The 26,907-nt window shown below is 64.7% G+C and carries 30 protein-coding genes; 24 read left to right on the top strand and 6 right to left on the bottom strand.

Annotated features, from left to right (window positions below):
* Positions 1-155: 155 nt before the first annotated feature.
* Complete coding sequence (locus H276_RS0100240; protein ID WP_051111355.1) at positions 156-1,487, top strand: DUF349 domain-containing protein; 1,332 nt, start codon at positions 156-158, stop codon at positions 1,485-1,487.
* A 25-nt stretch (positions 1,488-1,512) separates the two neighbouring features.
* Here the strand turns inward: H276_RS0100240 and H276_RS0100235 are convergent, their stop codons facing one another.
* Together H276_RS0100235 and H276_RS0100230 are read right to left on the bottom strand one after the other, a co-directional pair.
* Positions 1,513-2,100, bottom strand: coding sequence for a hypothetical protein (locus H276_RS0100235; protein WP_019969301.1), 588 nt, complete (start codon positions 2,098-2,100; stop codon positions 1,513-1,515).
* Positions 2,088-3,701 (bottom strand): MiaB/RimO family radical SAM methylthiotransferase, encoded by a 1,614-nt coding sequence (locus H276_RS0100230; RefSeq protein WP_019969300.1) that lies wholly within the window; start codon positions 3,699-3,701, stop codon positions 2,088-2,090. The genes H276_RS0100235 and H276_RS0100230 overlap by 13 nt, the downstream gene beginning before the upstream one ends.
* Before the next feature lie 81 nt (positions 3,702-3,782).
* On the opposite strand from H276_RS0100230, the gene H276_RS0100225 reads away from it, so the two are divergent.
* The 6 genes from H276_RS0100225 (at position 3,783) to H276_RS23745 (ending at position 9,128) form a co-directional block, all read left to right on the top strand.
* A complete protein-coding gene (locus H276_RS0100225) occupies positions 3,783-4,511 on the top strand; it encodes an amino acid ABC transporter ATP-binding protein (RefSeq protein ID WP_051111354.1) in 729 nt (242 codons plus the stop codon).
* A gap of 26 nt (positions 4,512-4,537) precedes the next feature.
* Entirely contained in the window at positions 4,538-5,353 is an 816-nt protein-coding gene (locus H276_RS0100220; RefSeq protein WP_019969298.1) for a glutamate ABC transporter substrate-binding protein, read from the top strand.
* Between the two features lie 15 nt (positions 5,354-5,368).
* Positions 5,369-6,049 (top strand): amino acid ABC transporter permease, encoded by a 681-nt coding sequence (locus tag H276_RS0100215; RefSeq protein WP_019969297.1) that lies wholly within the window; start codon positions 5,369-5,371, stop codon positions 6,047-6,049.
* A complete protein-coding gene (locus H276_RS0100210) occupies positions 6,049-6,957 on the top strand; it encodes an amino acid ABC transporter permease (RefSeq protein ID WP_019969296.1) in 909 nt (302 codons plus the stop codon). The genes H276_RS0100215 and H276_RS0100210 overlap by 1 nt, the downstream gene beginning before the upstream one ends.
* A 211-nt stretch (positions 6,958-7,168) precedes the next feature.
* Positions 7,169-8,158, top strand: coding sequence for a hypothetical protein (locus H276_RS0100205; RefSeq protein WP_019969295.1), 990 nt, complete (start codon positions 7,169-7,171; stop codon positions 8,156-8,158).
* Positions 8,151-9,128 (top strand): hypothetical protein, encoded by a 978-nt coding sequence (locus H276_RS23745; protein WP_019969294.1) that lies wholly within the window; start codon positions 8,151-8,153, stop codon positions 9,126-9,128. The genes H276_RS0100205 and H276_RS23745 overlap by 8 nt, the downstream gene beginning before the upstream one ends.
* A gap of 16 nt (positions 9,129-9,144) precedes the next feature.
* Here H276_RS23745 and recX read toward each other — a convergent pair whose 3' ends face one another.
* Together recX and recA are read right to left on the bottom strand one after the other, a co-directional pair.
* Complete coding sequence (gene recX / locus H276_RS0100195; protein ID WP_026356407.1) at positions 9,145-9,702, bottom strand: recombination regulator RecX; 558 nt, start codon at positions 9,700-9,702, stop codon at positions 9,145-9,147.
* Positions 9,671-10,720, bottom strand: a complete 1,050-nt coding sequence (gene recA, locus H276_RS0100190) for a recombinase RecA (protein ID WP_018600599.1) — start codon at positions 10,718-10,720, stop codon at positions 9,671-9,673. Before recA ends, recX begins: the two co-directional genes overlap by 32 nt.
* A 195-nt stretch (positions 10,721-10,915) precedes the next feature.
* On the opposite strand from recA, the gene H276_RS0100185 reads away from it, so the two are divergent.
* The 17 genes from H276_RS0100185 to hypD all read left to right on the top strand — a co-directional run bounded on the left by H276_RS0100185 (position 10,916) and on the right by hypD (position 26,461).
* Complete coding sequence (locus H276_RS0100185) at positions 10,916-11,245, top strand: hydrogenase maturation nickel metallochaperone HypA (protein ID WP_019969292.1); 330 nt, start codon at positions 10,916-10,918, stop codon at positions 11,243-11,245.
* Between the two features lies 1 nt (position 11,246).
* The gene (hypB, locus tag H276_RS0100180; protein WP_019969291.1) at positions 11,247-12,089 is read left to right on the top strand and encodes a hydrogenase nickel incorporation protein HypB; all 843 of its coding nucleotides are present in this window, start codon (positions 11,247-11,249) and stop codon (positions 12,087-12,089) included.
* Between the two features lie 87 nt (positions 12,090-12,176).
* The gene (locus tag H276_RS0100175) at positions 12,177-13,232 is read left to right on the top strand and encodes a hydrogenase expression protein HypE (protein WP_019969290.1); all 1,056 of its coding nucleotides are present in this window, start codon (positions 12,177-12,179) and stop codon (positions 13,230-13,232) included.
* A 93-nt stretch (positions 13,233-13,325) separates the two neighbouring features.
* On the top strand, positions 13,326-15,122 hold the full coding sequence (locus H276_RS0100170) for a nickel-dependent hydrogenase large subunit (protein WP_019969289.1): 1,797 nt from the start codon (positions 13,326-13,328) through the stop codon (positions 15,120-15,122).
* 3 nt (positions 15,123-15,125) lie between these two features.
* A complete protein-coding gene (locus H276_RS0100165; protein WP_019969288.1) occupies positions 15,126-16,022 on the top strand; it encodes a NifU family protein in 897 nt (298 codons plus the stop codon).
* Positions 16,019-16,648, top strand: a complete 630-nt coding sequence (locus H276_RS0100160) for a DUF5947 family protein (protein WP_019969287.1) — start codon at positions 16,019-16,021, stop codon at positions 16,646-16,648. The genes H276_RS0100165 and H276_RS0100160 overlap by 4 nt, the downstream gene beginning before the upstream one ends.
* Positions 16,645-17,301 (top strand): DUF6084 family protein, encoded by a 657-nt coding sequence (locus H276_RS0100155; RefSeq protein ID WP_019969286.1) that lies wholly within the window; start codon positions 16,645-16,647, stop codon positions 17,299-17,301. Before H276_RS0100160 ends, H276_RS0100155 begins: the two co-directional genes overlap by 4 nt.
* The gene (locus tag H276_RS0100150) at positions 17,298-18,620 is read left to right on the top strand and encodes a hypothetical protein (protein WP_019969285.1); all 1,323 of its coding nucleotides are present in this window, start codon (positions 17,298-17,300) and stop codon (positions 18,618-18,620) included. The genes H276_RS0100155 and H276_RS0100150 overlap by 4 nt, the downstream gene beginning before the upstream one ends.
* Before the next feature lie 144 nt (positions 18,621-18,764).
* Positions 18,765-19,241, top strand: a complete 477-nt coding sequence (locus H276_RS22340) for a hydrogenase maturation protease (RefSeq protein ID WP_026356406.1) — start codon at positions 18,765-18,767, stop codon at positions 19,239-19,241.
* A gap of 3 nt (positions 19,242-19,244) precedes the next feature.
* The gene (locus H276_RS0100135; protein WP_019969282.1) at positions 19,245-19,499 is read left to right on the top strand and encodes a HypC/HybG/HupF family hydrogenase formation chaperone; all 255 of its coding nucleotides are present in this window, start codon (positions 19,245-19,247) and stop codon (positions 19,497-19,499) included.
* Positions 19,496-21,775: a carbamoyltransferase HypF gene (gene hypF / locus H276_RS0100130; protein WP_026356405.1), complete on the top strand. Its 2,280-nt coding sequence runs from the start codon at positions 19,496-19,498 to the stop codon at positions 21,773-21,775. The genes H276_RS0100135 and hypF overlap by 4 nt, the downstream gene beginning before the upstream one ends.
* A 3-nt stretch (positions 21,776-21,778) precedes the next feature.
* Positions 21,779-22,528, top strand: coding sequence for a DUF6390 family protein (locus tag H276_RS0100125; protein WP_019969280.1), 750 nt, complete (start codon positions 21,779-21,781; stop codon positions 22,526-22,528).
* Positions 22,525-23,256 carry a sedoheptulose 7-phosphate isomerase gene (locus H276_RS0100120; protein ID WP_019969279.1) on the top strand — a complete coding sequence of 244 codons (732 nt, stop codon included), beginning with the start codon at positions 22,525-22,527 and terminating at the stop codon, positions 23,254-23,256. Before H276_RS0100125 ends, H276_RS0100120 begins: the two co-directional genes overlap by 4 nt.
* Entirely contained in the window at positions 23,253-23,927 is a 675-nt protein-coding gene (locus tag H276_RS0100115; RefSeq protein ID WP_019969278.1) for an SIS domain-containing protein, read from the top strand. Before H276_RS0100120 ends, H276_RS0100115 begins: the two co-directional genes overlap by 4 nt.
* Positions 23,924-25,015, top strand: a complete 1,092-nt coding sequence (hypE, locus tag H276_RS0100110; RefSeq protein WP_019969277.1) for a hydrogenase expression/formation protein HypE — start codon at positions 23,924-23,926, stop codon at positions 25,013-25,015. Before H276_RS0100115 ends, hypE begins: the two co-directional genes overlap by 4 nt.
* Positions 25,016-25,043: 28 nt before the next feature.
* Positions 25,044-25,316: a HypC/HybG/HupF family hydrogenase formation chaperone gene (locus tag H276_RS0100105; RefSeq protein ID WP_026356403.1), complete on the top strand. Its 273-nt coding sequence runs from the start codon at positions 25,044-25,046 to the stop codon at positions 25,314-25,316.
* Between the two features lie 20 nt (positions 25,317-25,336).
* Positions 25,337-26,461: a hydrogenase formation protein HypD gene (gene hypD, locus H276_RS0100100; RefSeq protein ID WP_018600635.1), complete on the top strand. Its 1,125-nt coding sequence runs from the start codon at positions 25,337-25,339 to the stop codon at positions 26,459-26,461.
* A gap of 1 nt (position 26,462) precedes the next feature.
* On the opposite strand, the gene H276_RS0100095 is transcribed toward hypD, so the two are convergent.
* Both H276_RS0100095 and H276_RS0100090 read right to left on the bottom strand, forming a co-directional pair.
* Positions 26,463-26,666 carry a hypothetical protein gene (locus tag H276_RS0100095; RefSeq protein WP_019969275.1) on the bottom strand — a complete coding sequence of 68 codons (204 nt, stop codon included), beginning with the start codon at positions 26,664-26,666 and terminating at the stop codon, positions 26,463-26,465.
* 41 nt (positions 26,667-26,707) lie between these two features.
* Complete coding sequence (locus tag H276_RS0100090; RefSeq protein WP_019969274.1) at positions 26,708-26,899, bottom strand: DUF3046 domain-containing protein; 192 nt, start codon at positions 26,897-26,899, stop codon at positions 26,708-26,710.
* Positions 26,900-26,907: the final 8 nt, after the last annotated feature.

The following is a 26,907-nucleotide window of genomic DNA, read 5'->3' as shown; positions in this document are numbered from 1 at the left end:
AGGTGCCGACCGCGAGTTTGTCAGCCCATTGACCCGAAAGGCATGGGCATGGCGCAAGCCGACCTGCTTGAATAGCGATGAACACTGACAGCTATTGGGCGCCGCGTCGCGCGGCAGATGCGCGGGTCGACCGCGGGGAAGTACAGGGAGCCGATATGACCACCAGCGAGCCAGGCGGGCACACCCCCAAACCCACTCCGAAACCCATCCCCCGGCCCGGGTCGCCGCGTCCCGTTCCCCACCCCACCACGACCGCCCCGGTTGTTCCCGTGGCGCCGGCCAGCGATCCCCACCGGTTCGGCCGGGTTGATCCCGACGGCACGGTGTGGCTCATCAGCGGGTCCGGTGAACGGATCATCGGGTCCTGGCAGGCCGGCGACAACGAGTCGGCGTTCGCACATTTCGGCCGCCGCTTCGATGATCTGCATACTGAGGTCGGGCTGCTTGAACACCGACTGTCCTCGGGCACCGGGGATGCCCGCAAGATCAAGTCGGCCGCCGCGGCACTGGCCGAAACCCTGCCCACCGCAGCAGTTCTCGGGGATGTTGACGCGTTGAGTTCACGGCTCGCCGCGATTCTCGACCAGGCCGACTCCGCCGCGGCGACCGAGCGTGCACAGCGCGACGAGCAGCGCGCCGCGCAGACGGCCCGCAAGGAGGCGCTGGCTGCCGAGGCCGAGGAGCTGGCCGCCAATGCCACGCAGTGGAAGGCCGCCGGTGACAGGCTGCGGGAGATCCTCGACGAGTGGCGCTCTGTCACGGGGCTGGACCGCAAGATCGACGATGCGCTGTGGAAGCGCTATTCGGCCGCACGGGAAACGTTCAACCGCCGCCGCGGCGCGCATTTCGCCGAGCTCGACCGTGGCCGGGCCGGCGCCCGCCAAGCCAAGGAAGAGCTGTGTGAGAAGGCCGAGCAGCTGGCCGACTCCACGGACTGGGGTGCCACGGGCGCCGCATTCCGCAACCTGCTGAACCAGTGGAAGGCCGTCGGGCGTGCGGCCAAGGATGTCGACGACGCGTTGTGGCAGCGGTTCAAGGCTGCTCAGGACACGTTCTTCTCCGCTCGCAACGCCGCCCACGCCGAACGCGACGCCGAGTTCGAGGCCAATGCTGCGGCCAAGGAAGCGCTGCTGGCCGAGGCCGAGAAACTCGACACCGCCGATCTGGACGCCGCCCGGGCCGCGCTGCGTGCGATCGGTGACAAGTGGGATGCGATCGGCAAGGCGCCTCGCGAACGCAGCGCGGAGTTGGAGCGCCGGTTGCGGGTGGTCGAGAAGAAGATCCGCGATGCCCCGACCGGTGGCGTCGATCCGGAGGCCAAGGCGCGTGCCGATCAGTTCCGTAGCCGCGCCGAGCAGTTCGAGAAGCAGGCACAAAAGGCGGAGGCGGCGGGCCGGACCAAGGACGCCGAGGCGGCCCGGGCCAGTGCCGAGCAGTGGCGCCAGTGGGCCGACGCGGCCGCGGAGTCGCTCGGCAAACGCCGATAGGGCGGGGGTTCGGCTGACCCCCGCGTCAGGCGTCCGGGTTGTCGGGGTCGGTCGGCTTGAGGTCATCCAGCAGGTCGCGCTGGTGTCGTTTCGCGGCGGCGCGGCGACGCTCTTCCTCAGCGGCCAGCTGAACCGCCGTCCTCGACCACACCACCCGGGCCCAGTGGAAGGTCAGCAGGATCACGGCGATCCACGCGATGATCAGCCCGATACCCGGGCCGGGATGGTGTACGGCCGTCTGCCGCGACCACACCGCCAACATGCCGGTCGCACTGGCCACCGCCGAACCGGCGAGCGCGACCCAGGCCAAGGCCCAACGCCGCGTCAACAGCGCCAGCGTCGAGAAACCCACAGCGAAGACCAGCGCCATCCAGGTGAACACCCGCGACGGCAGTGAGATTCCGTCGGCAACGGCCGTGGCGTCACCGACCAGAACATCGAAGCCCTTGCTGTGACCGGTGTGCGGCAGAACGAACGACAGCAGCACGACGAACACCAGGGTCGCCACCACCAAAGCCCGGCTGCCAGGATCGAATTCCCGGGCCATCCTGCGTTCGACGGCGTCGAGGTCACCTTTGAACTGGTCGAAGTGCTCGTCGGTCAACAGCTGCATCCTCCCGATAATGGTTGGGCAGGCGGGGCCCCGATGCGGGGCAGTCCCAGGCCCACGCCGGTGCGTGGCCGCTGCCCGGCCGCATGAGCGTCTCCCGCGCGGGTGCGCCGGTGCTGTGTCACAGGCGCGTCGGCAATCAGATGATGCGGAGCGGCCGCGGTGACGGTGGTGGTCACGATGTCGCCGGGCCGGATCTCGGCGGGCGCCATGCCGTCGGGCGTGAAGTGCACCAGCCGGCCGTCCCGGGCCCGCCCCGACATCCGCGCGGTCGCGGCGTCTTTGCGGCCCTCACCGGTGGCGACCAACAGCTCGACGACGCGTCCCACCTGCGCCTCGTTTTCCTGCAGGGAAATTCGCTCCTGCAGTTCGATCAGGCGCTGATAGCGCTCGGTGACAACCTGTTTGGGGAGTTGGTCGGCCATGGTGGCGGCCGGGGTGCCGGGCCGGATCGAGTACTGGAAGGTAAACGCCGACGCGAACCGGGCCCGCTCGACCACGTCGAGAGTGGCCTGGAAGTCCTCTTCGGACTCCCCCGGGAACCCGACGATGATGTCGGTGGTGATCGCGGCGTGCGGGATTGCGGAACGCACCTTGTCGATGATGCCGAGGTAGCGCTCGGCCCGGTAGGACCGCCGCATGGCCCGCAGGATGCGGTCCGAGCCGGACTGCAGCGGCATGTGCAACGTCGGGCACACATTCGGGGTCTGGGCCATCGCCTCGATGACATCGTCGGTGAACTCGGCCGGATGCGGCGAGGTGAACCGGACCCGCTCAAGACCGTCGATGTTTCCGCAGGCCCGCAGTAGTTTCGAGAATGCGCCGCGATCGCGGGGCAACTCTGCCCAGTTGGTCGGGTCCTCGCGCAAGCGCTCGTCCCAGTTGGTCGGGTCCTCGCGCAAGCGCTCGTCCGTAGCAAACGACACGCCGTAGGCGTTGACATTCTGACCGAGCAGCGTGATCTCGATCACACCCTGGTCGACCAATGTCTGCACCTCGCTCAGGATGTCGCCCGGTCGGCGGTCGACCTCCTTGCCGCGAAGCGACGGCACGATGCAGAACGTGCAGGTGTTGTTGCACCCGACGGAAATGGAAACCCATGCGGCATAAGCAGATTCCCGCGCTGCCGGCAAGGTCGACGGAAACTCCTTGAGCGCGTCGACGATCTCGACCTGGGCTTCGCGGTTGTGCCGGGCACGTTCCAGCAGGGTCGGCAGTGAACCGATGTTGTGGGTGCCGAAGACCACATCGACCCACGGGGCTTTCTTCAGCACCGCGTCGCGATCCTTCTGCGCCAGGCAGCCGCCCACGGCGATCTGCATGTTCGGATCGGACTGCTTGCGCGGGGCCAGATGGCTCAGGTTTCCGTACAGCTTGTTGTCGGCGTTCTCCCGCACGGCGCACGTGTTGAACACGACGATGTCGGCGTCGGCGTCGTCGGCGGCACGCCGGTAACCAGCGGATTCGAGCAGACCGGACAGCCGTTCCGAATCGTGCACATTCATCTGGCAGCCGTACGTGCGGACCTGGTAGGTACGCACACCGGACTCCCCCTCGTGGGGTGTCTGAGCGCCGCGCGCCACCGTGGAAGTCACGACGAACATGTTACGGGGGCGCTGATACGCCCCCAGCTGAGCGTTCCCTGGGTAGGGTCTGCACCCATGTCCACCGCGACTTCGGTCCCGATGATCTCGATGCAGGGCGTCAACAAGCATTTCGGTTCCCTGCACGTACTGAAGGACATCAACCTCGATGTCGGCCGCGGTCAGGTGGTGGTGGTCCTGGGACCGTCAGGCTCGGGCAAATCGACGTTGTGCCGCACCATCAATCGACTGGAAACCATTGATACGGGCACCATCACCGTCGATGGTCAGCTACTACCGAACGAGGGCCGCCGGCTCGCGCAGTTGCGCTCCGACGTCGGAATGGTGTTCCAGTCGTTCAACCTGTTCGCACACAAGACGATCCTGGAGAACGTAACGCTCGGCCCGACCAAGGTGCGCAAGACTTCCAAGGCGAAGGCCCGCGAGTCTGCGATGGCGTTGCTGGAACGCGTCGGGGTGGCCGATCAGGCCGACAAATATCCGGCGCAGCTCTCCGGCGGCCAGCAGCAGCGGGTGGCGATCGCACGCTCGCTGGCGATGCATCCGAAGGTCATGCTGTTCGATGAGCCGACCAGCGCGCTGGATCCGGAGATGATCAACGAGGTGCTCGCGGTGATGACGGCACTGGCGCAAGAGGGCATGACGATGGTCGTCGTGACCCACGAGATGGGTTTCGCCCGCCGGGCGTCAAACCGGGTGGTGTTCATGGCCGACGGCGCGATCGTCGAGGACTCCGAACCCACGGCATTCTTCGACAACCCGCAATCGGATCGGGCGAAAGACTTTCTCGGCAAGATCCTCCACCACTAACGCCTCGGCGAAAGGAACCCTCCCTCATGCCTATCAAGCCCATCCGCCTGGCCGGTGCCATCGCATTAGCCGTAGCCCTTCCGCTCGCGGCCACCGCGTGCGGTGGTGGCGGAGGAGACAACAACAAGATCGTCATCGGAACCAAGTTCGACCAGCCCGGACTCGGTCAGAAAAAGCCGGACGGCACCATGGTCGGCTTCGACGTAGATGTGGCCAAGTACATCGCCAAGGAACTCGGCTACAACGAAGACCAGATCGAATGGAAAGAATCCCCGTCTCCACAGCGGGAGACGCTCATCGAGAACGGCCAGGTGAAATACATCGTGGCGACCTACTCGATCACCGACGATCGCAAGAAGAAGGTCGACTTCGCCGGCCCCTACCTGATCACCGGACAGAGCCTGCTGGTGCGCGCGGACAACAACGACATCACCGGAGCGGCGTCACTGGAGAACAACAAGAAACTGTGCTCGGTGGCGGGCTCCACTCCAGCGCAGAACATCAAGAAGGAGTATCCGAAGGTTCAGTTGCAGCAGTTCGACACGTACTCGGCGTGCATTGATGCACTCAAGAACGGCGCCGTCGACGCAGTGACCACCGATGAGGTCATCCTGGCCGGTTACGCCGCCCAGAACCCGGGCGCGTTCAAGGTCGTCGGCGACACGTTCACCACGGAGAGGTACGGGGTCGGCCTGAAGAAGGGCGACAGCGACCTGCGCACCAAGATCAACGACGCGATCGAGAAGATGGAGTCCAGCGGCGCCTGGAAGACAGCGTTCGAGAAGAATCTCGGCCCGGCCGGTATCAAGACACCCGAACCGCCCGCCATCGACCGCTCCTGAGGCTCGGCCCCGGCCGTGGAGATCTTCACTCAGTACCGCGACGAGGTGTTCGCGGCATTCTGGACGACGATCCAGCTGACGGTGTACTCCGCGGTCGGAGCGCTGGTTCTGGGTACCGTACTGGCAGCGATGCGGTTGGCGCCAACTCCGGTGATGAACTGGATCGGGACCACCTATGTCAACCTGGTGCGCAACACCCCGCTGACGTTGATCATCCTGTTCTGCTCGTTCGGCGTCGGGCAGACGCTGGGTATCAGGCTGGTGGACGCCAACTCGCCAACGTCCATCGTCGACAGCAATTTCCGATTGGCGGTACTCGGATTGACCGTCTACACGGCGTCTTTCGTGTGTGAGACGGTGCGTTCAGGGGTGAACACCATACCGTTGGGCCAGGCCGAGGCAGCCCGCTCGCTAGGTCTGACTTTCGGTCAAAATCTGCGAATCATCCTGCTCCCCCAGGCTTTCCGAGCCGTCATCATTCCGCTGGGCTCGGTGCTGATCGCATTGACGAAGAACACCACTATCGCCTCGGCTATCGGAGTCGCCGAGGCCGCGCTGCTGATGAAGGAGATGATCGAGAACACCGCCGCGCTGCTGGCGGTGGGCACCATCTTCGCGGTCGGATTTCTTGTCCTGACATTGCCGTTGGGATTGTTCTTCGGGTGGCTGGGTAAGCGACTCGCGGTGGTGCGGTAATGAGTACCGCATCAGTGCTTTTCGACGCCCCCGGGCCACGGGCCAAGGTGCGCAACTGGATTCTCACGGCACTGACCGTCGTGGCCGTCGGCTGCCTGCTGGCGTTCGTGATAGCGCGGATGTCGGCGAAAGACCAGTTGCAGCCGGAGAAGTGGAAACCGTTCCTGACCGCCGACCTATGGCGTACTTTCGTGCTGCCCGGCGTCGAGGGCACGCTGACCGCGGCCGCGGTGTCGATCGTCCTCGCCGGTGCACTGGGCCTGCTCCTGGGCGTAGGTCGGCTGGCACCGATCGCTCCGATCCGCTGGTTGAGTTCGGTGATCGTAGAGTTCTTCCGCGCCATCCCGGTGCTGATCATGATGATCTTCGCGTACTTCCTCTACGCGAAGTTCGACGTGTTCCCGTCCAAGTATCTCGCGCTGGCCGGGGTGATCACGGGGCTGACCCTGTACAACGGCGCAGTTATCGCCGAGATCGTCCGCGCCGGCATTCACTCGCTGCCTCGGGGGCAACGCGAGGCAGGATTGTCACTGGGGCTGACGTGGGGTCAGTCGATGCGGTTCATCCTGCTTCCGCAGGCCATAACCGCAATGCTCCCAGTGCTGGTATCGCAGTTGGTGGTCGTCCTGAAGGACACCGCGATCGGATACCAGATCACCTTCGTGGAGATGGTGCGTCAGGGCACCAATATCGGTTCGGCATACGGTAACTATCTGCCCGCGCTGGTCGTCATAGCGATCCTGATGATCAGTGTGAACATCACGTTGTCGGCAGTAGCCACGCAACTGGAACACCGGCTGCGCCGGTCCAGCCGAGGGCCCGCCCCGCTCGAAGCCGAAGCCATCGAGCAGGAAGGCGCACCCGGCGCGCAGGTGCTACAGGCACAGCAAGACCAGTCCCGCGGCTAGGCCGAATCCGACCGCGATGCCGCACGTGCCGGCGTTCGTGTGATTCTCTTTGTCCAAGAAAAGTTTTCGCTTCTCGCGCCGCTGCGCTCAGGGGAAACGAGATCGCGCAGGTCATGCCTTTCTGCGCGCCGGGCATACCGCGCAGAAACTCCCGCGTTTGCCCGGCTCAGCCGCTAATGTGTGCCTACACAGTTTGACGAGGGGGTCGGTGATGTCCGATCAGGACAGCGATCACCGCTCAGCACTGACCCACCATCGACGCAATCGTGCCGTGCTGGCAGTAGTGGCGCTCCTGCTGTCCGTCTTCTCCTACAGCGAAGACATCGTGTTCGCTGTACTCGAGGCCACCGACCACCACGACCTCGCGGGCTGGATCATCGGTCTGGTCGGACTCGACGTAGCCGTGCTCGCCGTCGTCGGCCGGCTCAAACTCTTTATCGCCCACGCCGACGGTGAGCCGCCGCGACTGTGGCGATGGTGGTGGAGCTTGTTCGGAGCTGTCGTCACCCTCAACGTGTTCTTATGCCTTCTGCCGGAAAGCCATTCGCTGTGGATCGACTTCGTTTCGTCGATCGCATTCGCCACCATCATGGGGCTGCTGATGGCGGTGTCACTCAACGCCGATCCGCTGACATTGGTCAGCGCCACCCGCCGGTCGACACTGCCCACCGACTGGGCACGCGTGCGCCCCATCGTCCCGTTGATGGTCGGCACGTTCGCGTGCTTCCTCGCCGCCACAGCGTTCGACGACTACTTCGACCTCGACACCATGCGCAGTCTCGATCCTGAGCTGCAGGCCGAAGTAGCCGCTATGCCGCTGAACGAGCGGCTCGGCGCGCTCGCCACGCTGTGCGAGGGGGCGGTCAGCCCGGCGTTCTTCCAGCAAGTAGTCGCGGTGATCCCACTCCTGCTGCTCACTCTCGGCGTCGAATTCAACTTCTTCCGCCGTGAACTGGTCGAGCCCGCTCAACGGGCCGCAGCTGCGGCTACCGTCACTATCATGTCGATCAGTCTCGTGCTGGCGCTGTCCACACTGCCGTGGGAAGGGTTGGGGTGCGGCCACGTCCTCGCCTATTGGCACGAGTATTTGACCTTCGTCGTATCTGTTCAGGGTGTTGTCACCGGCCTCGCAACACTGATCTGGTTGCTGATGGCCAGTCGCCCCGACCGACGAATAACCGTTGGAACCCACAATGTCTGAGCCGGCCGTATCCGCGCGCTCCGATCACGCAGTGTTCGGGGTCGTCTTTCTGATGTTCTTTGCGTTCTCCTACAGCGAGCCGCTGATCTCCGGTGTGTACCCGGTCGCGGGCAACGGCGACGCGGAATGGCGGATCGCCGTCATCGTCGTCGATGCGCTGGTGCTGGGCGCGGTCGGGGTCATGAAACGCGAAATCACCCGCACCGACGGCAACACGCCACGACTGTGGAGATGGTGGTCGATCGGGGTCGCCATCCTTCTGGGCATCGACGTATTGCGGCTGGTGTCACACCAATCCGTTCAGATCGACCTGCTGATCGCGACCATCTACGCCGCGGCGATGGGTTTGACCACGGCGGCGTCGCTCAACGCCGATCCATTCACGCTACTCAGCACCGCCCGTCAGGTGGCTCTGCCGACCGACTGGGCGCGGGTGCGGGCCATCGTGCCGCTGTTACTGGGAACGTGGACTTGTTATTTAGCCGCAAGCGCTTTCATCGACGTATTCGACGTCGACACGGTGCGGACGCTCGACGCGAACACGGCCGCGGAGATTGCCACTATGCCCGCGGCGGATGAGATCGCGCTGCTGTCTCAGCTGTGCGAAGGAGCGATCAGTCCGACTTTCTTCCATCAGGTGGTCGGAGTGCTTCCGGTACTCGTCCTGGCGCTCGGTGTCGAATTCAACTACTTCCGCCGAACGTTGGCCGACGCCGGCCAGCGCGCCGCGACAGTCGCCACTGTGACGGTGATAGCGGCCGGCCTGGCGCTCGCACTCTCGACGCTGCCGTGGGATGGCAAGGGCTGCGGCGATGTCCTGTCCGCCTGGCACGAGTACGTGGCATTTCTCTTGGCGGTTCAGGGCGTCTTCACAGGATTGGCCACCCTGGTGTGGCTGCTGGTTACGAGCACGCCCGACATCGCCTCCAACACCGACTCGATGTCCAACGAGTCGGAGCAACGGAACTAGCCCCCGTGTCACCCCGCTATACCTGGCGACGCTCCCGCTCACTGGCCAGCTCGACGCTGACCACGTCGAACGCCATGGACTGGCTGTAGCCACGACGGGCCAACATGCCCACCAGCCGGCGCGTCACTTTCACATCGTCGTCATCGCTCAGCCGCTCGCGACGAAGTTTGTCGCGAACCAATTGTTCGGCCCGTTGACGTTCGGCAGCGGGGTCCAGATCGGCCAGTGCCGCGGAGATGACGTCGCCGTCGACCCCCTTCTTGCGAAGCTCGACAGCCAAGGCGCGCTTGCCTTTTCCGGAATTGGCATGCCGGGTCCGAACCCACTGCTCGGCGAAGTCCTCGTCATCGACCAACCCGACTTCGGCCAGCCGGTCGAGAACCCTGGCGCTCACATCGTCGGGATAGCCCCGCTTGGCGAGCTGAATCTCCAACTCCGCCCGGGTGCGTGCCCGCACGGTGAGCAGCCGCAGGCACAGGTCCCGCGCCTGCTCCTCGCGCTTGCGGGGATCCTGCGTCTGCTCCTCGCGAGTGTCGGCCGCCTCAGAAGTCGACCGGGGCGGGAAGGACATCATCAGCTTCAGCGGTCACGACGGCACCGATACCGAGTTTTTCCTTGATCTTCTTCTCGATCTCGTTGGCGACATCGACATTCTCCAACAGGAATTTGCGGGCATTCTCCTTGCCTTGGCCCAACTGCTCACCGTCGTAGGTGAACCAGGACCCGGACTTACGGATGAAGCCGTGCTCGACACCCATGTCGATGAGTGAGCCTTCACGGCTGATGCCGTGGCCGTAGAGGATGTCGAACTCGGCCTGCTTGAACGGCGGCGAAACCTTGTTCTTGACAATCTTGACGCGCGTGCGGTTACCCACCGCGTCGGTGCCGTCCTTGAGCGTCTCGATGCGCCGGACATCCAGGCGGACAGAGGCGTAGAACTTCAAAGCCTTTCCGCCCGTTGTTGTTTCGGGACTCCCGAACATCACGCCGATCTTCTCGCGGAGCTGGTTGATGAAGATCGCGGTGGTGCCCGAGTTGTTCAGAGCACCGGTCATCTTTCGCAGCGCCTGGCTCATCAGGCGGGCCTGCAGGCCGACGTGGCTGTCACCCATCTCGCCTTCGATTTCGGCGCGTGGCACCAGCGCGGCTACCGAGTCGATCACGAGGATGTCCAGCGCCCCGGAGCGCACCAGCATGTCGGCGATCTCCAGCGCCTGCTCACCGGTATCGGGCTGGGAGACCAGCAGTGAGTCGGTGTCCACCCCGAGCTTCTTGGCATACTCGGGATCCAGGGCGTGCTCGGCGTCGATAAACGCCGCGATACCGCCGGCAGCCTGGGCATTGGCCACCGCATGCAACGCCACCGTCGTCTTGCCCGAGGATTCCGGGCCGTAGATCTCCACGACCCGGCCGCGCGGCAGGCCGCCGATGCCGAGCGCCACGTCGAGCGCGATGGATCCGGTGGGAATGACCGAGATGGGCTGGCGGACCTCGTCGCCGAGGCGCATCACCGAGCCTTTGCCGAAGCTCTTGTCGATCTGGGCCATCGCCAGTTCGAGGGCCTTTTCGCGGTCAGGTGCCTGCTGCGCCATGATGGTGCCTCTCCAAGTAGTCGTGTTGACCGGTGTTCCGATCGGTTGGCCGTGACGCTAGGCCAAGGCACCGACAAGTCAGCTCGGTCCAACTGCACCCCACAGTAGCGAACAAATGTTCGATCTCAAGTGGACACGCCGAACTCTCGGCGATTGAGGCATATCGTGGGAACACCTGGCCTGAACGGGGCAGCGATGCACGAGTTGGCGATAACCCAGAGCGTTGTCGATGCGGTGTGCGAGCACGCCGCCGGTCGGCGGGTGCACAGTGTGCGACTCGAAGTCGGAGCGCTGTGTGCCGTCGTCCCGGACTCCATGCTGTTCTGCTTCGACCTGGTCGCCCAGGGCACGGTGGCCGACGGCGCGCGCCTGGACCTCGATATCCGGCCCGGCACGGCACATTGCCGCGGGTGCGGGACGGATTTCGAACTCCCCGACCTGATCCTGCTGTGCCGGTGTGGGAGCGCCGATGTCGAGGTGACCGCCGGCCGGGATCTGCGAATTCTCTCGATGGAAGTGAGCTGACATGTGCGCAACCTGCGGCTGCGGTGACGATGGCCACGCCGGCCCGGTGATCACCATCCCCGGCCAGGACCACCATCACGACCCTCATCAGAGCGAAGAACACCACGGACACGACCACCACCACCACGGCGGGCACGTGGAAACCACCTCGACGGAGACCGTCACCCTCGAACAGAAGGTGCTTGCCAAGAACGACCTCATCGCCGATGAGAATCGCCGGTGGCTGCGGCGGCGCGGCATCCTGGCTCTCAACGTGACGAGTTCGCCGGGTGCGGGTAAGACGACACTGCTCGAGCGCACTATCCGCGAATTCGGGTCCCATCGGCCCATGTCGGTGATCGAAGGAGACCAGGAGACGCTGCTCGATGCCGACCGGATCAGGGCCGCGGGTGCCCGCTCGGTTCAGGTCAACACCGGAGCGGGCTGTCATCTGGATGCGGCCATGGTGCACAGTGCCCTCGACGCACTCGACCCCGATCCCGATTCGGTGCTGTTCATCGAGAACGTCGGAAACTTGGTCTGCCCGGCCCTGTTCGACCTTGGCGAAGACAACAAGATCGTCGTCGTCTCGGTGACCGAGGGGGCTGACAAACCGCTGAAATATCCGCACATGTTCGCGGCCGCCGACCTGGTCGTCATCAACAAGATCGACTTACTCCCCTACGTCGACTTCGATATGGAAACCTGTTGCAAGCGTGCACGATCGGTCAATCCCGGAGTGGCCATCCTGCCGGTTTCGGCGACGCGGGGGGACGGACTGGAGCCGTGGTACGCCTGGATCGACGCGCGCGCAAACGTCACGTTGCCAGCAACGGCCGTTGACAATACAAACTTGCGAGAGTAATCCAGAATCCAGCGCGGCAGAAGTTTCGGTACGCGTTCAGGTCAAACATTGGGACTCCCAGCCCGAGTTCCCAGGAAGCTGTGACATATGCCAACAGAGGCAGCAGTCAAAGCGGAAGAGGCGTTGATCCACGTGTTGTGGATCAACGCAGGTTTAAGTTGTGACGGTGACTCGGTGGCGTTGACTGCAGCCACTCAACCGAGCATCGAAGAAATTGCTCTCGGAGCCCTTCCCGGGCTACCCAAGATCGCCGTCCATTGGCCACTGATCGACTTCGAATGTGGCCCGGCGGGCGGTGCCGATGACTTCCTCGAATGGTTCTTCAAAGCCGACAGAGGCGAACTCGACCCCTTCGTCCTGGTTGTCGAAGGGTCCATCCCCAACGAGCAGATCAAGAGCGAGGGCTACTGGTGCGGGTTCGGCAACGATCCGACCACCAATCAGCCGATGACCACCAGCGAATGGCTTGATCGGCTTACCCCCAAGGCCACGGCCGTGGTCGCGGTGGGCACCTGCGCCGCCTACGGCGGCATCCACGCGATGGCCGGCAATCCGACCGGCGCCATGGGGGTTCCCGACTACCTCGGCTGGGACTGGAAGAGCAAGGCCGGTATCCCGATCGTCTGTGTGCCGGGCTGTCCCATCCAACCGGACAACCTCGCCGAGACGCTGACCTACCTGCTGTACATGGCCACCGACCAGGCGCCGATGATCCCGTTGGATGAAGCACTACGCCCCAAGTGGCTGTTCGGCAACACCGTGCACGAAGGTTGTGACCGTGCCGGCTACTACGAGCAGGGCGACTTCGCGACCGAGTATGGATCGCCGAAATGCATTGTGAAACTGGGGTGTTGGGGTCCCGTGGTCAAGTGCAACGTGCCCAAGCGCGGCTGGATCAACGGGATCGGCGGTTGCCCCAACGTCGGCGGCATCTGCATCGGGTGCACCATGCCGGGCTTCCCGGACAAGTTCATGCCGTTCATGGACGAACCACCCGGCGGCAAGGTCTCGACGACCGCGTCCGGGCTCTACGGATCGGTGATCCGTAGCCTGCGCCACGTCACCGGACGCACCGTGGACAAGGAGCCCAAGTGGCGCCATCGCGGTACGCAGTTGGAAACCGGAGCAGCCCGCACCTGGTAGACGCCCGGCGGGCCATCTCGCCCCGCTTCGTCGGTCAACCACCGGAACCGTTGGTATTCCAGGCTTTATCTGCCTATTTGAAAGAGAAGTTCGATGACAACCATCATCCCCGAGCCGTCACACGTCAAGCGCGAACCGGGTCAATTGGTGGAGATGGCATGGGATCCGATCACGCGTATCGTCGGCAGCCTCGGCATCTACACCAAGATCGACTTCGAGAACCGTGAAGTCGTGGAATGTCACAGCACCTCGTCGATCTTCCGCGGTTACTCGATCTTCATGAAGGGCAAGGATCCCCGCGACGCACACTTCATCACCAGTCGTATCTGCGGTATCTGCGGCGACAACCACGCCACCTGCTCGTGCTACTGCCAGAACATGGCCTACGGGGTCAAACCGCCACATCTCGGCGAGTGGCTGGTGAACCTCGGCGAAGCTGCGGAATACATGTTCGACCACAACATTTTCCAAGAGAATCTGGTCGGGGTGGACTACTGCGAGAAGATGGTCTCCGAAACCAATCCCGGCGTCCTGGCCAAGGCCGAGAACACCGCCGCACCGCACGCAGAGGCGCACGGACACCGCACCATCGCCGACATCATGCGGGCACTCAATCCGTTCACCGGCGAATTTTACCGAGAAGCCCTGCAGGTCAGCAGGTGGACGCGAGAGATGTTCTGCCTCATGGAGGGTCGCCATGTGCACCCGTCGACGCTGTATCCCGGCGGCATCGGCACGACCGCCACAGTGCAGCTGATGACCGACTACATGACGCGGCTGATGCGTTACGTCGAGTTCATGAAAAAGGTCGTGCCGATGCACGACGACCTGTTCGACTTCTTCTATGAAGCCCTGCCCGGCTACGACCAGGTGGGCCTACGCCGCACTCTGCTGGGGTGCTGGGGTTCCTTCCAGGATCCCGAGGTCTGCAACTTCGCATACAAGGACATGGAACGTTGGGGCAACGCCATGTTCGTCACGCCCGGTGTGGTGGTCGACGGGAAACTCGTCACCCATTCACTGGTGGACATCAACCTCGGCATCCGGATCCTGTTGGGCCACAGCTATTACGAGGACTGGACCGATCAGGAGATGTTCGTCAAGACCGATCCGCTGGGCAACCCCGTCGACCGGCGTCATCCCTGGAACCAGCACACCAACCCCAGGCCGCAGAAGCGCGACTTCGACGAGAACTACAGCTGGGTGATGTCACCGCGGTGGTACGACGGCAAGGACTACCTGGCGCTGGACACCGGCGGTGGACCCCTGGCCCGCCTGTGGGCGACCGCGCTGGCCGGGCTGGTCGACATCGACTACGTCAAGGCCACCGGCAACAGCGTGAAGATCAACCTGCCGAAAACCGCCTTGAAAGGCCCGGTCGAGCTCGAGTGGAAGATTCCGGACAAGGGCAGCAACACCATCGAACGCAACCGCGCCCGCACCTACTTCCAGGCCTATGCCGCGGCGTGCGCGCTGCATTTCGCCGAAAAGGCACTCGGCGAGATCCGGGCCGGCCGCACCAAGACGTGGGAGCACTTCGAGGTTCCCGACGAGGCCATCGGTTGCGGCTTCACCGAAGCGGTACGAGGCGTGCTGAGCCATCACATGGTCATCCGGGACGGCAAGATTGCCAACTATCATCCCTATCCCCCGACGCCGTGGAACGCCAACCCGCGGGACAGCTACGGCACACCCGGGCCGTACGAGGATGCGGTCCAGGGCCAGCCCATCTTCGAGGAGAACGACCGCGAACACTTCAAGGGCATAGACGTCATGCGCACCGTACGGAGTTTCGACCCGTGTCTGCCCTGTGGGGTGCACATGTACCTGGGCAACGGAAAGTCATTGGAGCTCATGCATTCTCCCACCCAATCCGCAACCGGGGAATGACATATGCCGCCCACCGCGACGCCAGTCCCGGACAATCCCGACGATGCAGCACGCTGGCGTACGGCAGGGGAACGCATCCAGACACTGCTCGATGCCAGCGCCGCGAACGGCGTTGCCGCACTTGAGCGTGCCGAGCAACTGGTTCGCGAGGTAACCGATCTCTACGGAGCCGGTCTGCAGCGGTTGCTGCACATCGCCACGGCTGCGGATCCGCACTTGGTGGAGGTGATCGCTGCTGACGATCTGGTGGCGAGCCTGTTGCTGGTACACGGGTTACATCCGCATTCCGTGCAGCACCGCATCGCCGACGCGCTCGATTCGGTGCGCCCGTATCTCGGATCTCACGGCGGCGACGTCGATCTGCTCGAAGTCGACGGCGAAGTGGTCCGCCTGCGCTTCGCCGGGAGTTGCAAGAGCTGTCCGTCCTCGGCGGCCACCCTCGAGCTGGCGATCGAAGACGCGATCAAGGCCGCCGCCCCGGAGATCTCGTCGATCGAGGTGGTGCCCGACGAGGGTGCTCAACAGCTCATATCCGCGCAGTCACTGATGGCGCGAGTGCATACCAACGGGCATGCCGGTTGGCAGCCCGTACCCGAGCTCGATGAGTTGGCTCCGGGCGAAGTGGGCGGCTTCGCCGTCGCGGACACCCGCGTGCTGGTGTGCCGGATCGGCGCGGAGTTCTTCGCCTACCGAGATCGTTGTCCTGACTGCAACCTGCCGATGGCGGGAGCGACACTCACCGACGCTGTGCTGCATTGCCCGCAGTGCGGGGGCGGCTTCGACGTCGTGCATGCCGGGCTGGCAACCACAGGCGCAGCCGATCACCACTTGGAGCCAATTCCGGTGCTGCGCCGCGCCGGTGTGCTTTCGATGGCCATCGCTCAGGAGATCGCATCGTGACCGCCTTTGACGTACTGGCCCGGATCCGCGCCGGTCGCGGCTCACCGGCACAGCCGGGCGAGCGGTGCGAAATGTGTTCGGAAGCCATCGCCGACGAACATCAGCATGTGGTGAATGTCGAAGGCCGCCAATTGATGTGCGTCTGTCGCGGCTGCTATCTGCTGTTCACCGACACCGAGGCCAAACTGCGCTACCGCGCTGTCCCCGACCGCTATCTGGTGTTTCCCGATTGTGGCCTGAGCCGGCGGAACTGGGAAGCGCTGCAGATTCCCGTCGGTCTCGCATTCTTCTTCCGTAACTCGACACTGGGGCACGTGGTCGCGTTCTACCCGGGCCCGGCAGGTGCCACCGAATCCGAACTCGACCTGGACTCTTGGAACACCGTGAGAGTCGTCGAGCCGAGAGTCGATCTGGCCGCCGACGACACCGAGGCGGTGTTGATCCGCATTCCCGACGATGAGACATGCTCTCCGACCTGTTATTTGGTACCCATCGATGCATGCTATGAGTTCGTCGGCCGATTGCGGATGCTGTGGCGCGGATTCGACGGCGGTCAGGACGTCCGCCATTACATCGACGAGTTCTTCATCGCGCTCGGTACCCGCAGCCGGGCGGTGGCGCGATGACCGGCCCGGCGGTGCCGGCAACCGAAGTCACCTTCGCCGTACTCGACATCTCCCCCGAACCGTTTGCGGTGACCCCGATTCTGACCGCACGGATCGGCGTGGCGGCGATCGGTGACGATCCTGTTCATGCCATCGCGTTACGCGCTCAGATTCGCATCGAACCGGCGCGGCGGAACTACACCGACGCCGAGGCCGAGGGCCTGCTCGACTTGTTCGGCCCACGCGAACGCTGGAGCACCACGCAGCGCACGTTCCTGTGGCAGCACAGCAATGCCGTGGTGCCGGGATTCACCGACACGACGCAGCTCGGGATGACGCTGGAATGCACCTATGACTTCGAGGTGGCGGCATCAAAGTACCTGCACGCGTTGCGCGACGGCACGGTACCGCTCCAGTTCTTGTTCAGCGGCACCGTATTCAGCCAGGGCTCACGCGGTTTCGCCGTTACGCAGGTGCCGTGGAACCGTGAGGACCGATTCGACATGCCGGTCACCGTGTGGCGCGATCTGATCGCGCAGCACTTCCCGCACACCGGATGGCTGCGTCTGGACCGCGATACTCTCGACGCCCTGGCCACCTTCAAGTCTCGACGTGGACTGCTGTCCTTCGACGAGGCGATCACCGCCCTGATGTCCACGCGGGAAACATCATGAGCGGCACCTGGGAACATGTCAGGGCGGTGGCCGACGCCGTTCTCTACGAGGGCTACCTGCTGTACCCGTATCGGGCGGACTCACAGAAGAACCAGTCTCGCTGGCAGTTCGGTGTGCTGGGCCCTACCGACGCCGCACGCACCGGGATCGGTGAGGACAACCGCCTGTCGGCACAGCTGCTCATCCGTCCGCAGGGCCGGCCGAGGATCTCGATCGTCGTTCGCTTCCTTCAACTTCAGCGTCGCACCGCCGAACGTCGCCGCGCTCAACGCTTCGAAGCCGTCGATGAACTGATCACCGCCGGACAGTCCTGGCTGAGCTGGGACGAGGCGGTCGAGCGGGAGATCAGCTTCGGCCCGTTCGATACCGCCAACCTCGGCTCCGCGCACACGTGCGGTATCTCAGTGCCACCGGGCACCGACATCGAGCCGGTCGAAGGCGGCAGGCTGGTCCGTTCCCGGCGGGAGCTGTGCGGCGAACTGGATCTTGCCCTCGAATCCGACGAGGGGCTACTGCGATTGACGTTCACGGTGGGCAACACGGCCCCACCGGCATCCGGCAAGGACGACGCCATTGCCGTGTCGCTGATCGGCACACACGCCGTGGTCGAGGTCGCCGACGGAGAATTCGTCTCTCTGCTGGACCCGCCCGCAGACGCGAGCGCCGCGGCTTCCCGATGCCATCACCACCGCTGCTTCCCGGTTCTCGCCGGACCACCCGACGAGAACCGGCTCATGCTGGTGTCACCGATCATCCTCTACGACCACCCTGAGATCGCCGAACAGAGCAGGGGCGCGCTGTACGACTCGACCGAGATCGACGAGATCCTCACACTGCGGATCATGACGATGACCGATGACGAGAAAGCACATGCCCGCGCCACCGATCCACGCGCAGCAGCCATCATCGACCGGTGTGATTCGATGTCGCCCGAAGCGATGCTGAATCTTCATGGTGTGCTGCGTAATCCGCACGCAGCCGAGGCACCGTCGGGATTGATCCCGGAAATCCCCGACGGAATCCAGTGGTGGGATCCACTGGCCGACAACGCGGTCGACCCTGCTGTCGACGCTATCTTGGTCAACGGCGTTCCGGTGAGCCGCGGCAGTCGCGTCCGGCTGCACCCTTCACGCCGGGCCGACGCCCAGGATCTGTTCTTCGTCGACAGGATCGCGCGGGTGGCCTCGGTCCACGAGGACGTCGACGGTGAGCACCATCTCGGCGTCGTGCTCGACGATGACCCGGCAGCCGACCTCCACGAGTGGTACGGCCGCTACCTGTACTTCTCGCCCGATGAAGTCGAACCGCTGGTGCAATGAAATGAGAGGAGTCGCAATGGCAGTCGTGGGTTGGGTCACCGTCTTGGTGGTGGCAGCAGTCGTCATCGCCGGAGCATTGGTCGGCCTGAGGTCGATTCCCGATGCGCGGCGGTATCTGAAGATGCGTCGCATGTAGCCGGTGCGATCACGTCCGGAGTACTGATCGCCGGTATCGGCAACATTTTCCTCGGAGACGATGGATTCGGCCCCGAGGTGCTACGGCATGTCCCACAACGACCAGATGCCGCTGGAATTCGCCTGCGCGACTATGGTATCGGCGGTATGCATCTCGCATACGACCTGCTCGACGATTGGGATGCGCTGATCCTGGTCGACGCGCTGCCGAGCCAGGGCTCACCCGGAACACTGCACGTGTTCGAAGCCGATCTCGCAAGCCTGTCCGGCACCGCGGGTCTGGATGCCCACGCGATGGACCCGGCAGCGGTGTTTGCCGGCCTCACTGCACTCGGCGGCACGGCGCCCTACACCGTTGTGATCGGCTGCGAAGTCGAGACTGTCGCCGACGGCATCGGTCTGTCAGATGCCGTCACCGCCGCAATCCCCGGCGCGGTTGCGGCGGTCGAAGCCGCCACCGCGCGATTGTCGAACCGGGAGGGCTGAATCATGTGTCTGGGAATCCCGGGGCAGGTGGTACGGATGCTGGAAGGCTACGGTGGCCAACTCGCTCTGGTCGACGTCGCGGGCGAGCATCGCAAAGTCAACGTCGGCATGCTTGCCGACGAGACGTTCAGCCCCGGCGACTGGGTGATCATCCACATGGGCTTCGTCGTCGAGAAGACCGATGCGGCGGGCGCCGACGCGGCCATGCAGGGACTGGAACTCATGGGCCGCGGTCGCGACTCGGGAGTGTCGCCATGAGCGTGCGGCGACGGCTTGAAGTAAGTGTCCACGGCGTGGTTCAGGGGGTGGGCTTCCGGCCGTTCGTGTACACCACCGCCGCAGCGCTTGGCCTGACCGGGTGTGTACGCAACGACAGCTCGGGTGCGGTCATCGAGATCGAAGGTGAGCCCGCCGCGATCGGCGCATTCCTGAATCGTCTGCGCGACAGTCCCCCACCGCTGGCCGTCGTCGAGTCGATCGAGACCGCGAGCCTCCCGGTCGCCGGCGGAACGGGATTCGTCATCGCCGACACCTCGCGGTCCGACGGTGGCCGCACGCTGGTGTCGCCGGATGTCGCGATGTGCACCCAATGTGCCGCCGAGCAGCGGGATCCAGCCGATCGCCGATATCGGCACGCCTTCGTCAACTGCACCAACTGCGGCCCCCGCTTCACCATCATCGCGTCACTGCCCTATGACCGTGCAGCAACGACGATGGCCGAATTCGACATGTGCGCCGACTGTGCTCGCGAGTACGCCGACCCTGCCGACCGACGCTTTCACGCCCAACCGGTGTGCTGCCCCAACTGCGGCCCGGCCCTGGCGTTTCACGCCGGGAGCAGCACGGCCACCGGCGAATCCGGATTGCAGGCTGCCCGTCGCCTGCTGCGCAACGGTGGCATCCTCGGCGTCAAAGGAATCGGTGGGTACCACCTGGCCTGCGACGCAGGCGATCACCGTGCTGTCACCGAACTGCGGCGCCGTAAGCGCCGCGGCGACAAACCTTTTGCGGTGATGGTTCCCGACCTTGCCGGCGCGCAAGAGATCGTCGATGTCGACGACGCCGCAGTCCGGCTGCTGTGCGGGCCGGCCCGCCCGATCGTGCTCCTGTCCCGGCGCCGAAGTGCCGTGGTCGCCGAATCCGTCGCGCCGCGCAATCCCGATCTCGGCGTGATGCTCGCCTACAGCCCGCTGCACACCCTGCTCTTCGGCCTACCCGGCGACCAACCGGGGCCCCACGTGCTGGTCATGACATCGGCCAACCTCAGTGGCGAACCGATCTGCTTCACCGATGACGATGCACTGGGGCGACTTTCGTCGCTGGCCGACGGTTGGCTGACCCACGACAGGGCGATCCTGGTGCCCTGTGACGACTCGGTGATCCGCCTCGTCGACGGCTTCGAACTGCCGATCCGGCGCTCGCGCGGTTACGCTCCACTGCCCGTTGCCCTGCCCGTATCGGTACCGGCCACCCTCGCGGTGGGGGCAGATCTGAAGAACACCCTCGCCGTCGCCGAACACCGCTACGCCTGGCTGAGCGCACACATCGGCGACATGGACGATCTGGCCACGCTCTCCGCTTTCGGGAATGCCGTCGCGCACCTCGAGGCGTTGACCAACGTCAAACCCGAAATCCTGGTCGCCGACGCTCATCCCGCGTATCGTTCGGCCGCCTGGGCGCACCGCAACGCCGACGGTCGACCGGTGCGGACGGTGCAACACCACCACGCCCACATCGCGGCCGTGCTGGCCGAAAACGGCCTGGACCGTCCGGTGCTCGGATTCGCCTTCGACGGAACCGGTTACGGCCCTGACGGTGCGGTGTGGGGCGGCGAACTGCTCGAAGCGGACTACAAGGGTTTCCAGCGGCTCGCACAGCTGCGGTACGTACCGATGCCCGGCGGCGACATCAGCGTACGACGGCCCTATCGAATGGCCCTGGCACATCTGTGGGCAGCCGGACTCGAGTGGGACACCGACCTTCCGCCGGTGCGAGCCTGCCCGGCCGATGAGCTGAAGGTGCTCGAGCACCAGTTGCGCACGCACACCGGATGCACACCGACCTCGAGCATGGGCCGGCTCTTCGACGCCGTCTCGGCGGTGATCGGTGTGCGGCAGGTGGTGGACTACGAAGCACAGGCGGCCATCGAGCTGGAAGGCTTGTCGCGAAACGTCGACCCCGGCACGACCCCGTACACGTTCGCCGTCGACACCGGTCGACATCCCATGGTGTTCGATCCCGGGCCGGTGTTCGAGGCGGTGCTCGATGAAATGCGCTGCGGCGTACCGGTCGGGGTGATCGGCGCCCGGTTCCATCACGCGGTGGCCGGTCTGATCGTCGAGTTGGCCGTCGCTCGCGCGACCCCGGGCCAACCCGTTGCCTTGTCCGGGGGCGTGTTCCAGAATGCGCTGCTGCTGCATCTGACGCTGGCGGGTCTGCGCGCCAAAGGGTTTCAGGTCATCACCCACCGCCACGTGCCGCCGAACGATGGTGGCATCGCGTTGGGTCAGCTCTTGGTCGGAAATGCGGGTTGAGCGATGAGCGTCGTCGGATTGCATACCCTGCCTGCCGGATCACGGCTGTTCGCCCGTTACGCGTATCCGCCCAACGAGCTGGGGTACTGCGGGCCGGACGAGTCCGGCGTGCTGTTGCACGGGGACGACGCGGCCGCGCTGGCGCGCCATGCCAAGGCATTCGACGGCGCCTGGCCATACCTGCGCACCATGGCGCGCGCCATGGGAAAAGACCCGCTGGACGCCGACGTGGTCGGCGGATACTGGGTCGGCGGGCCGCAGTTGCACTGCGTCGACCCCGCCGCCCTGCTCGATACTCTGCGCGGGACGTTTTCGGGGCAGGCGACCGGGTTGCTGGACGATGTCGGATCCTCGTCGGCCGTCCTGGCACACCACAGCTTTCATGTGTTCGTCGTCTACCCGTGGGTGCGCTTCCTCGACCGGGAGCCCACCACGGCACTGCGGGTGTTGCAGAGTTGCCGGATACGTTGGGGCACCGTCACATCCGTCGACGGTGAATATGCGGTGATCGACGCGTGTCCCCTCGTCCTCGACGACGGCGTGTTAGCCCTGGGGGGCGAGCGTCCAGAGCGGGTGCGCTGGAGCCGAGACGGCGCGTCGTTCATCACCACACCCGAACCCGGCACCCTCGTCTCGGCTCATTGGGACTGGGTGTGCGACACCCTGACCGGCACGCAGCGCGCGGCGCTGATCGAAGCGACCGCCACAACCCTGGACATGGTAAACGCCGTCCGAAAGGTAGGTCACTCATGACCGTCACTGCACAACCGTTCGTCGACAGCCAGCTCTCTGCCGATCTGGCGGCCGCCGCCCTGGATGTCGCCCGCAGATTTCACGACGGCGCCACCCTGTGGGTCATTGCGCCGCAATGGGAACCGCACGCGCATCACGTGGCCGTCGAATTCGTCCACCCGGTCATCATGGGCAAACGTGCACTGCCGTCCGTCGCCCTCGTCGAACCGGACCCGGTGGCGGCGGCCAGGGTGGCCAGCCAGCCCGGCGACCTGCTCTTGGCCGTCGCATCCGCCGACGAACCCGCGGTCATCGATGCCATGCGACGGGCAGCCGCATGGGGCGTCACCACCGTCTGGATCGGGTCGGGTCCCCGGCCACCGGCCGGCGCCGCCCATCACATTCTGTGGATCGAGTCCGATGACCCCATGGTGCCGGCGACCGGCCGTTTCGTCTTGATGTATCACTTGCTGTGGGAGCTCACCCACGTGTGCTTCGAACACCCTGGACTGCTCAAAAGTCCCGACGGCGAGTGCACCGAAGAAGTGTGCGTGACATGCAGTGACGAGGGCCAAATCGCGGAAGTGATTCTGGCACCGCAAGACTCGAACAGTCCGGCGCTCGTTCGTACCTGCGATGGCGAACAGTGGGTCGATGTCGCACTGCTCGGCGAGGTGGTACCCGACGACCTGATCCTCGTGCACGCCGGCACCGGGATCGCCACACTGGGAACGGAGCAGGCCTCATGACCACGAACGAATCCGAACGCACCGGATTCCTCTACCCGTTCATCGAGTCCGAGGAGACCGACGCCAGGGCGCTGCTCGACGATCTCGCGGCCTCGGCGCGCGGCAAGGCCGCCGAAAGTGCTCGGCTGCAACAGGAATCGCTGCAGGAATACGATCCCGGACTGGTGCAGGCCGGCCAGGCCATGGCCGACAGATTCGCCCGCGGCGGCAGGCTGTACACGCTGGGCAACGGGGGCAGCTCCACCGATGCTGCCACCCTGGCCACGCTGTTCAGCCGCCCGGCGCGCGGCCGGCCGGTACCGGCGTGGTCGCTGGCCGCCGACGAAGCCGTCGTCACCGCACTGGGCAACGATGTCGGATTCGAACTGATCTTCAAACGCCAGATCATTGCCCATGCCCGCGACCGCGATGTCGCCATCGCACTGTCGACATCGGGCAACTCCGAGGACCTCATGACAGCGATCACCGAGGCCAAGCACCGCGGACTGCTCACCATCGGATTTGCCGGCCACGACGGCGGTCGGATGAGTACCGCCGAGGATCTCGACTTCTGTTTCACCGTGCACAGCCAGAGCATTCACCGCATACAGGAAAGCCACGCCATGCTCGGCTACCGGCTCTGGTCGGTCGCCCAGGAACAGCTGGCCCGGATCCGGGAGCGCGCATCATGACCACTACGGCGGCGACGCAACGCGAGGACCGGGTGCTGGAACGGATCGACAAGTTCCGTCAGCGGCGCCCACGGCTCCTCGACGACGTGGTCACCCTGGCCCACGGCGCGGGCGGGAAAGCTTCTGCGGCACTGGTCGACGCGGTGTTCGTGGAGGCATTCCGCAACTCCGAACTCGAGCAGCTCGGTGACGCAGCGGTGCTGACAACTCCGTCCGGTGATCGCCTTGCATTTTCTACCGACTCGTATGTGGTTGCACCGCACCGCTTCCCAGGCGGTTCCATCGGACACGTGGCGGTGCACGGGACCATAAACGACCTCGCCGTCTCCGGAGCCCGGCCGTACTGGATATCGGCAGGATTCGTGATCGAGGAGGGCTTCCCGATCAGCGAGCTGCGCGAGATCGTCGCCGACATGGCCGAAGCCGCCGCTCACGCGGGAGTACAGATCGTCACCGGCGACACCAAGGTGGTCGGAAAGGGTGCGGCCGACGGCATGTACATCTGCACCGCAGGTGTCGGTGTGATTCCGCACGGCCGGCGGCTGTCGCGCGAATGCGTACAACCCGGCGACAAGGTGCTGTTGTCCGGCACGATCGGCGAACACGGGATGGCAGTCATGCTCGCCCGCGGTGACCTCGCCATCGACGCCGACATCGCCTCGGACACCGCACCCGTCCACGAACTGGTCGAAGCAGTGTTGGAGGCGGCTCCGTCGACTCGGTGGATGCGGGATGCGACCCGCGGCGGTGTCGGCACCGTGTGCAACGAACTCGTCAAGGACCGTCCGTTCGCGGTGGTTCTCGACGAGGCCCGCCTCCCGATCGAACCGCAGGTGCTCGGCGCCTGCGATCTGCTCGGCATCGACCCGCTGTACGTGGCCAACGAGGGCAAGTTCCTCGCGGTTGTCGCCCCCGATGAAGCGGATGCGGCAGTGGCCGCCCTGCGTGCGCACCCTCAGGGCGTGCACGCCGCCGTGGTGGGCGAGATCGTCTCTGAGCCACACGGGATCGTTGCGTTACGAACATCATTCGGTGGCAGCCGGATCGTCGACATGCTCGTCGGCGACCCGCTGCCACGCATTTGCTGAGAACAACAGAGAGATAGGAGCTTCCACGATGTGTCTTGGAATTCCCGGTCAGGTGGTCGATCTCGTCGACGCCGAAGCTCATCTGGCCAAAGTCGACGTAAACGGTGTGCGCAGAATCATCAGCGTAAGGCTGCTCGCGGACGACAACCTGCAGGTCGGTGACTGGGTGCTGGTCCATGTCGGGTTCGCGATGGCCAAGATCGACGAACACGAGGCCACCCTGACGCTCGATCAGGTGCAGAAGATGGGCGCCGACTACCTCACCGAGATCGACGCCTTCAACTCGTCCGAAATCGCCTGAACCCCAAGAAGGTAACTGCCATGAAATTCGTCGACGAATTCCGCGACCCGGCTGCCGCACGAGCCCTGGTCAAATCGATCACCGAACTGGCCGGCGGCGATGAGTTCAAATTCATGGAGGTGTGCGGCGGACACACCCACACGATCTACCGCCACGGCATCGAACACCTGCTCCCCGAAACCATCGAGTTGGTGCACGGCCCCGGCTGCCCGGTCTGCGTGATCCCGATGGGCCGGGTGGACGACGCGATGTGGCTCGCCGAGCAGCCCGGCATCATCTTCACCACCTTCGGCGACATGATGCGTGTACCCGGTTCACGTGGGAACCTGATCGAAGCCAAGGCCCGCGGAGCCGACGTGCGATTCGTCTACTCACCGCTGGACGCGCTCAAGATCGCCCGTGACAATCCCGATCGGCACGTCGTGTTCTTCGCGGTCGGCTTCGAAACCACCGCGCCGTCCACGGCCGTCACGCTCGTCCGGGCCCGCACCCTGGGCGTGCGCAACTTCAGCGTCTTCTGTAACCACGTCACTATCGTGCCGCCGATCAAGGCCATCCTCGAATCGCCTGATCTGCGGCTGTCCGGGTTCCTCGGGCCCGGACATGTCTCCACCGTGGTCGGGTTGCGGCCGTACCGATTCGTCCCCGCGGTGTACGGCAAGCCCATCGTGGTCGCCGGGTTCGAACCACTCGACATCCTGGCCTCGGTGCACATGCTGTTGCAGCAGATCCGCGACGGCCGTTGCGAAGTGGAGAACCAGTACACGCGCGTGGTGCGACCCGAAGGCAACACCCAGGCGCTGAAGTTGATGGCCGAGACATTCGAATTGCGACCCCATTTCGAATGGCGCGGACTCGGATTCATCTCCCAGAGCGCGCTGAAGGTTCACCGCGACTACGCCGAGTACGACGCCGAGCTGGTATTCGACATGCCGGGGGTGCGGGTGGCCGACCCCAAGGCCTGTCAATGCGGTGAGGTTCTCAAGGGTGTCATCAAGCCCTGGGAATGCAAGGTGTTCGGAACGGCGTGCACACCTGAGACACCGATCGGAACGTGCATGGTGTCGCCGGAAGGTGCGTGCGCCGCGTACTACAACTTCGGCCGGCTACACCGCGAGACCGCACAGCTGCTGATCCAGCGGTGACTCAGCGACGCCAGTTCGGAAAGTTGTCGAGATCCCGCAGCGTCATGACGAACCCGATCGCGCCGACGGCGATGGCCAGGAAGTACCCGACCGCGGACTGCCATCCACCCAACGTCGACGCGACCAGCCAGCACAACAGAACCGCGGCGATGACCAGCAACACGCCGTAGAGCGGCGTGCGTTGAGGGTGCTCACCTAGTCGCATAACTCCGGTATACCCGCACAGATGAGCTACGTCACACATCGCTACCACTCATCGCGTGGGACGTCGAAGTCGGCGCACAGGGCGCGCCACACGTCACGCGGTTCCGCACCCGCCTCGATGGCTTGAGCGGCCGTGTGCCCCATACCGCTCAGCACATGGTCGACGAGAATGGACCGCCCCCGCATGGTGCCGAACCGGCCGTCCACCAGCTCATGGAATTCCGTCAACCGCACGTGCCCAA

The sequence above is a fragment of the Mycobacterium sp. 141 genome, assembly GCF_000382405.1.
Classification (GTDB): domain Bacteria; phylum Actinomycetota; class Actinomycetes; order Mycobacteriales; family Mycobacteriaceae; genus Mycobacterium.
This window is presented reverse-complemented; position numbering and strand designations above follow the sequence as displayed.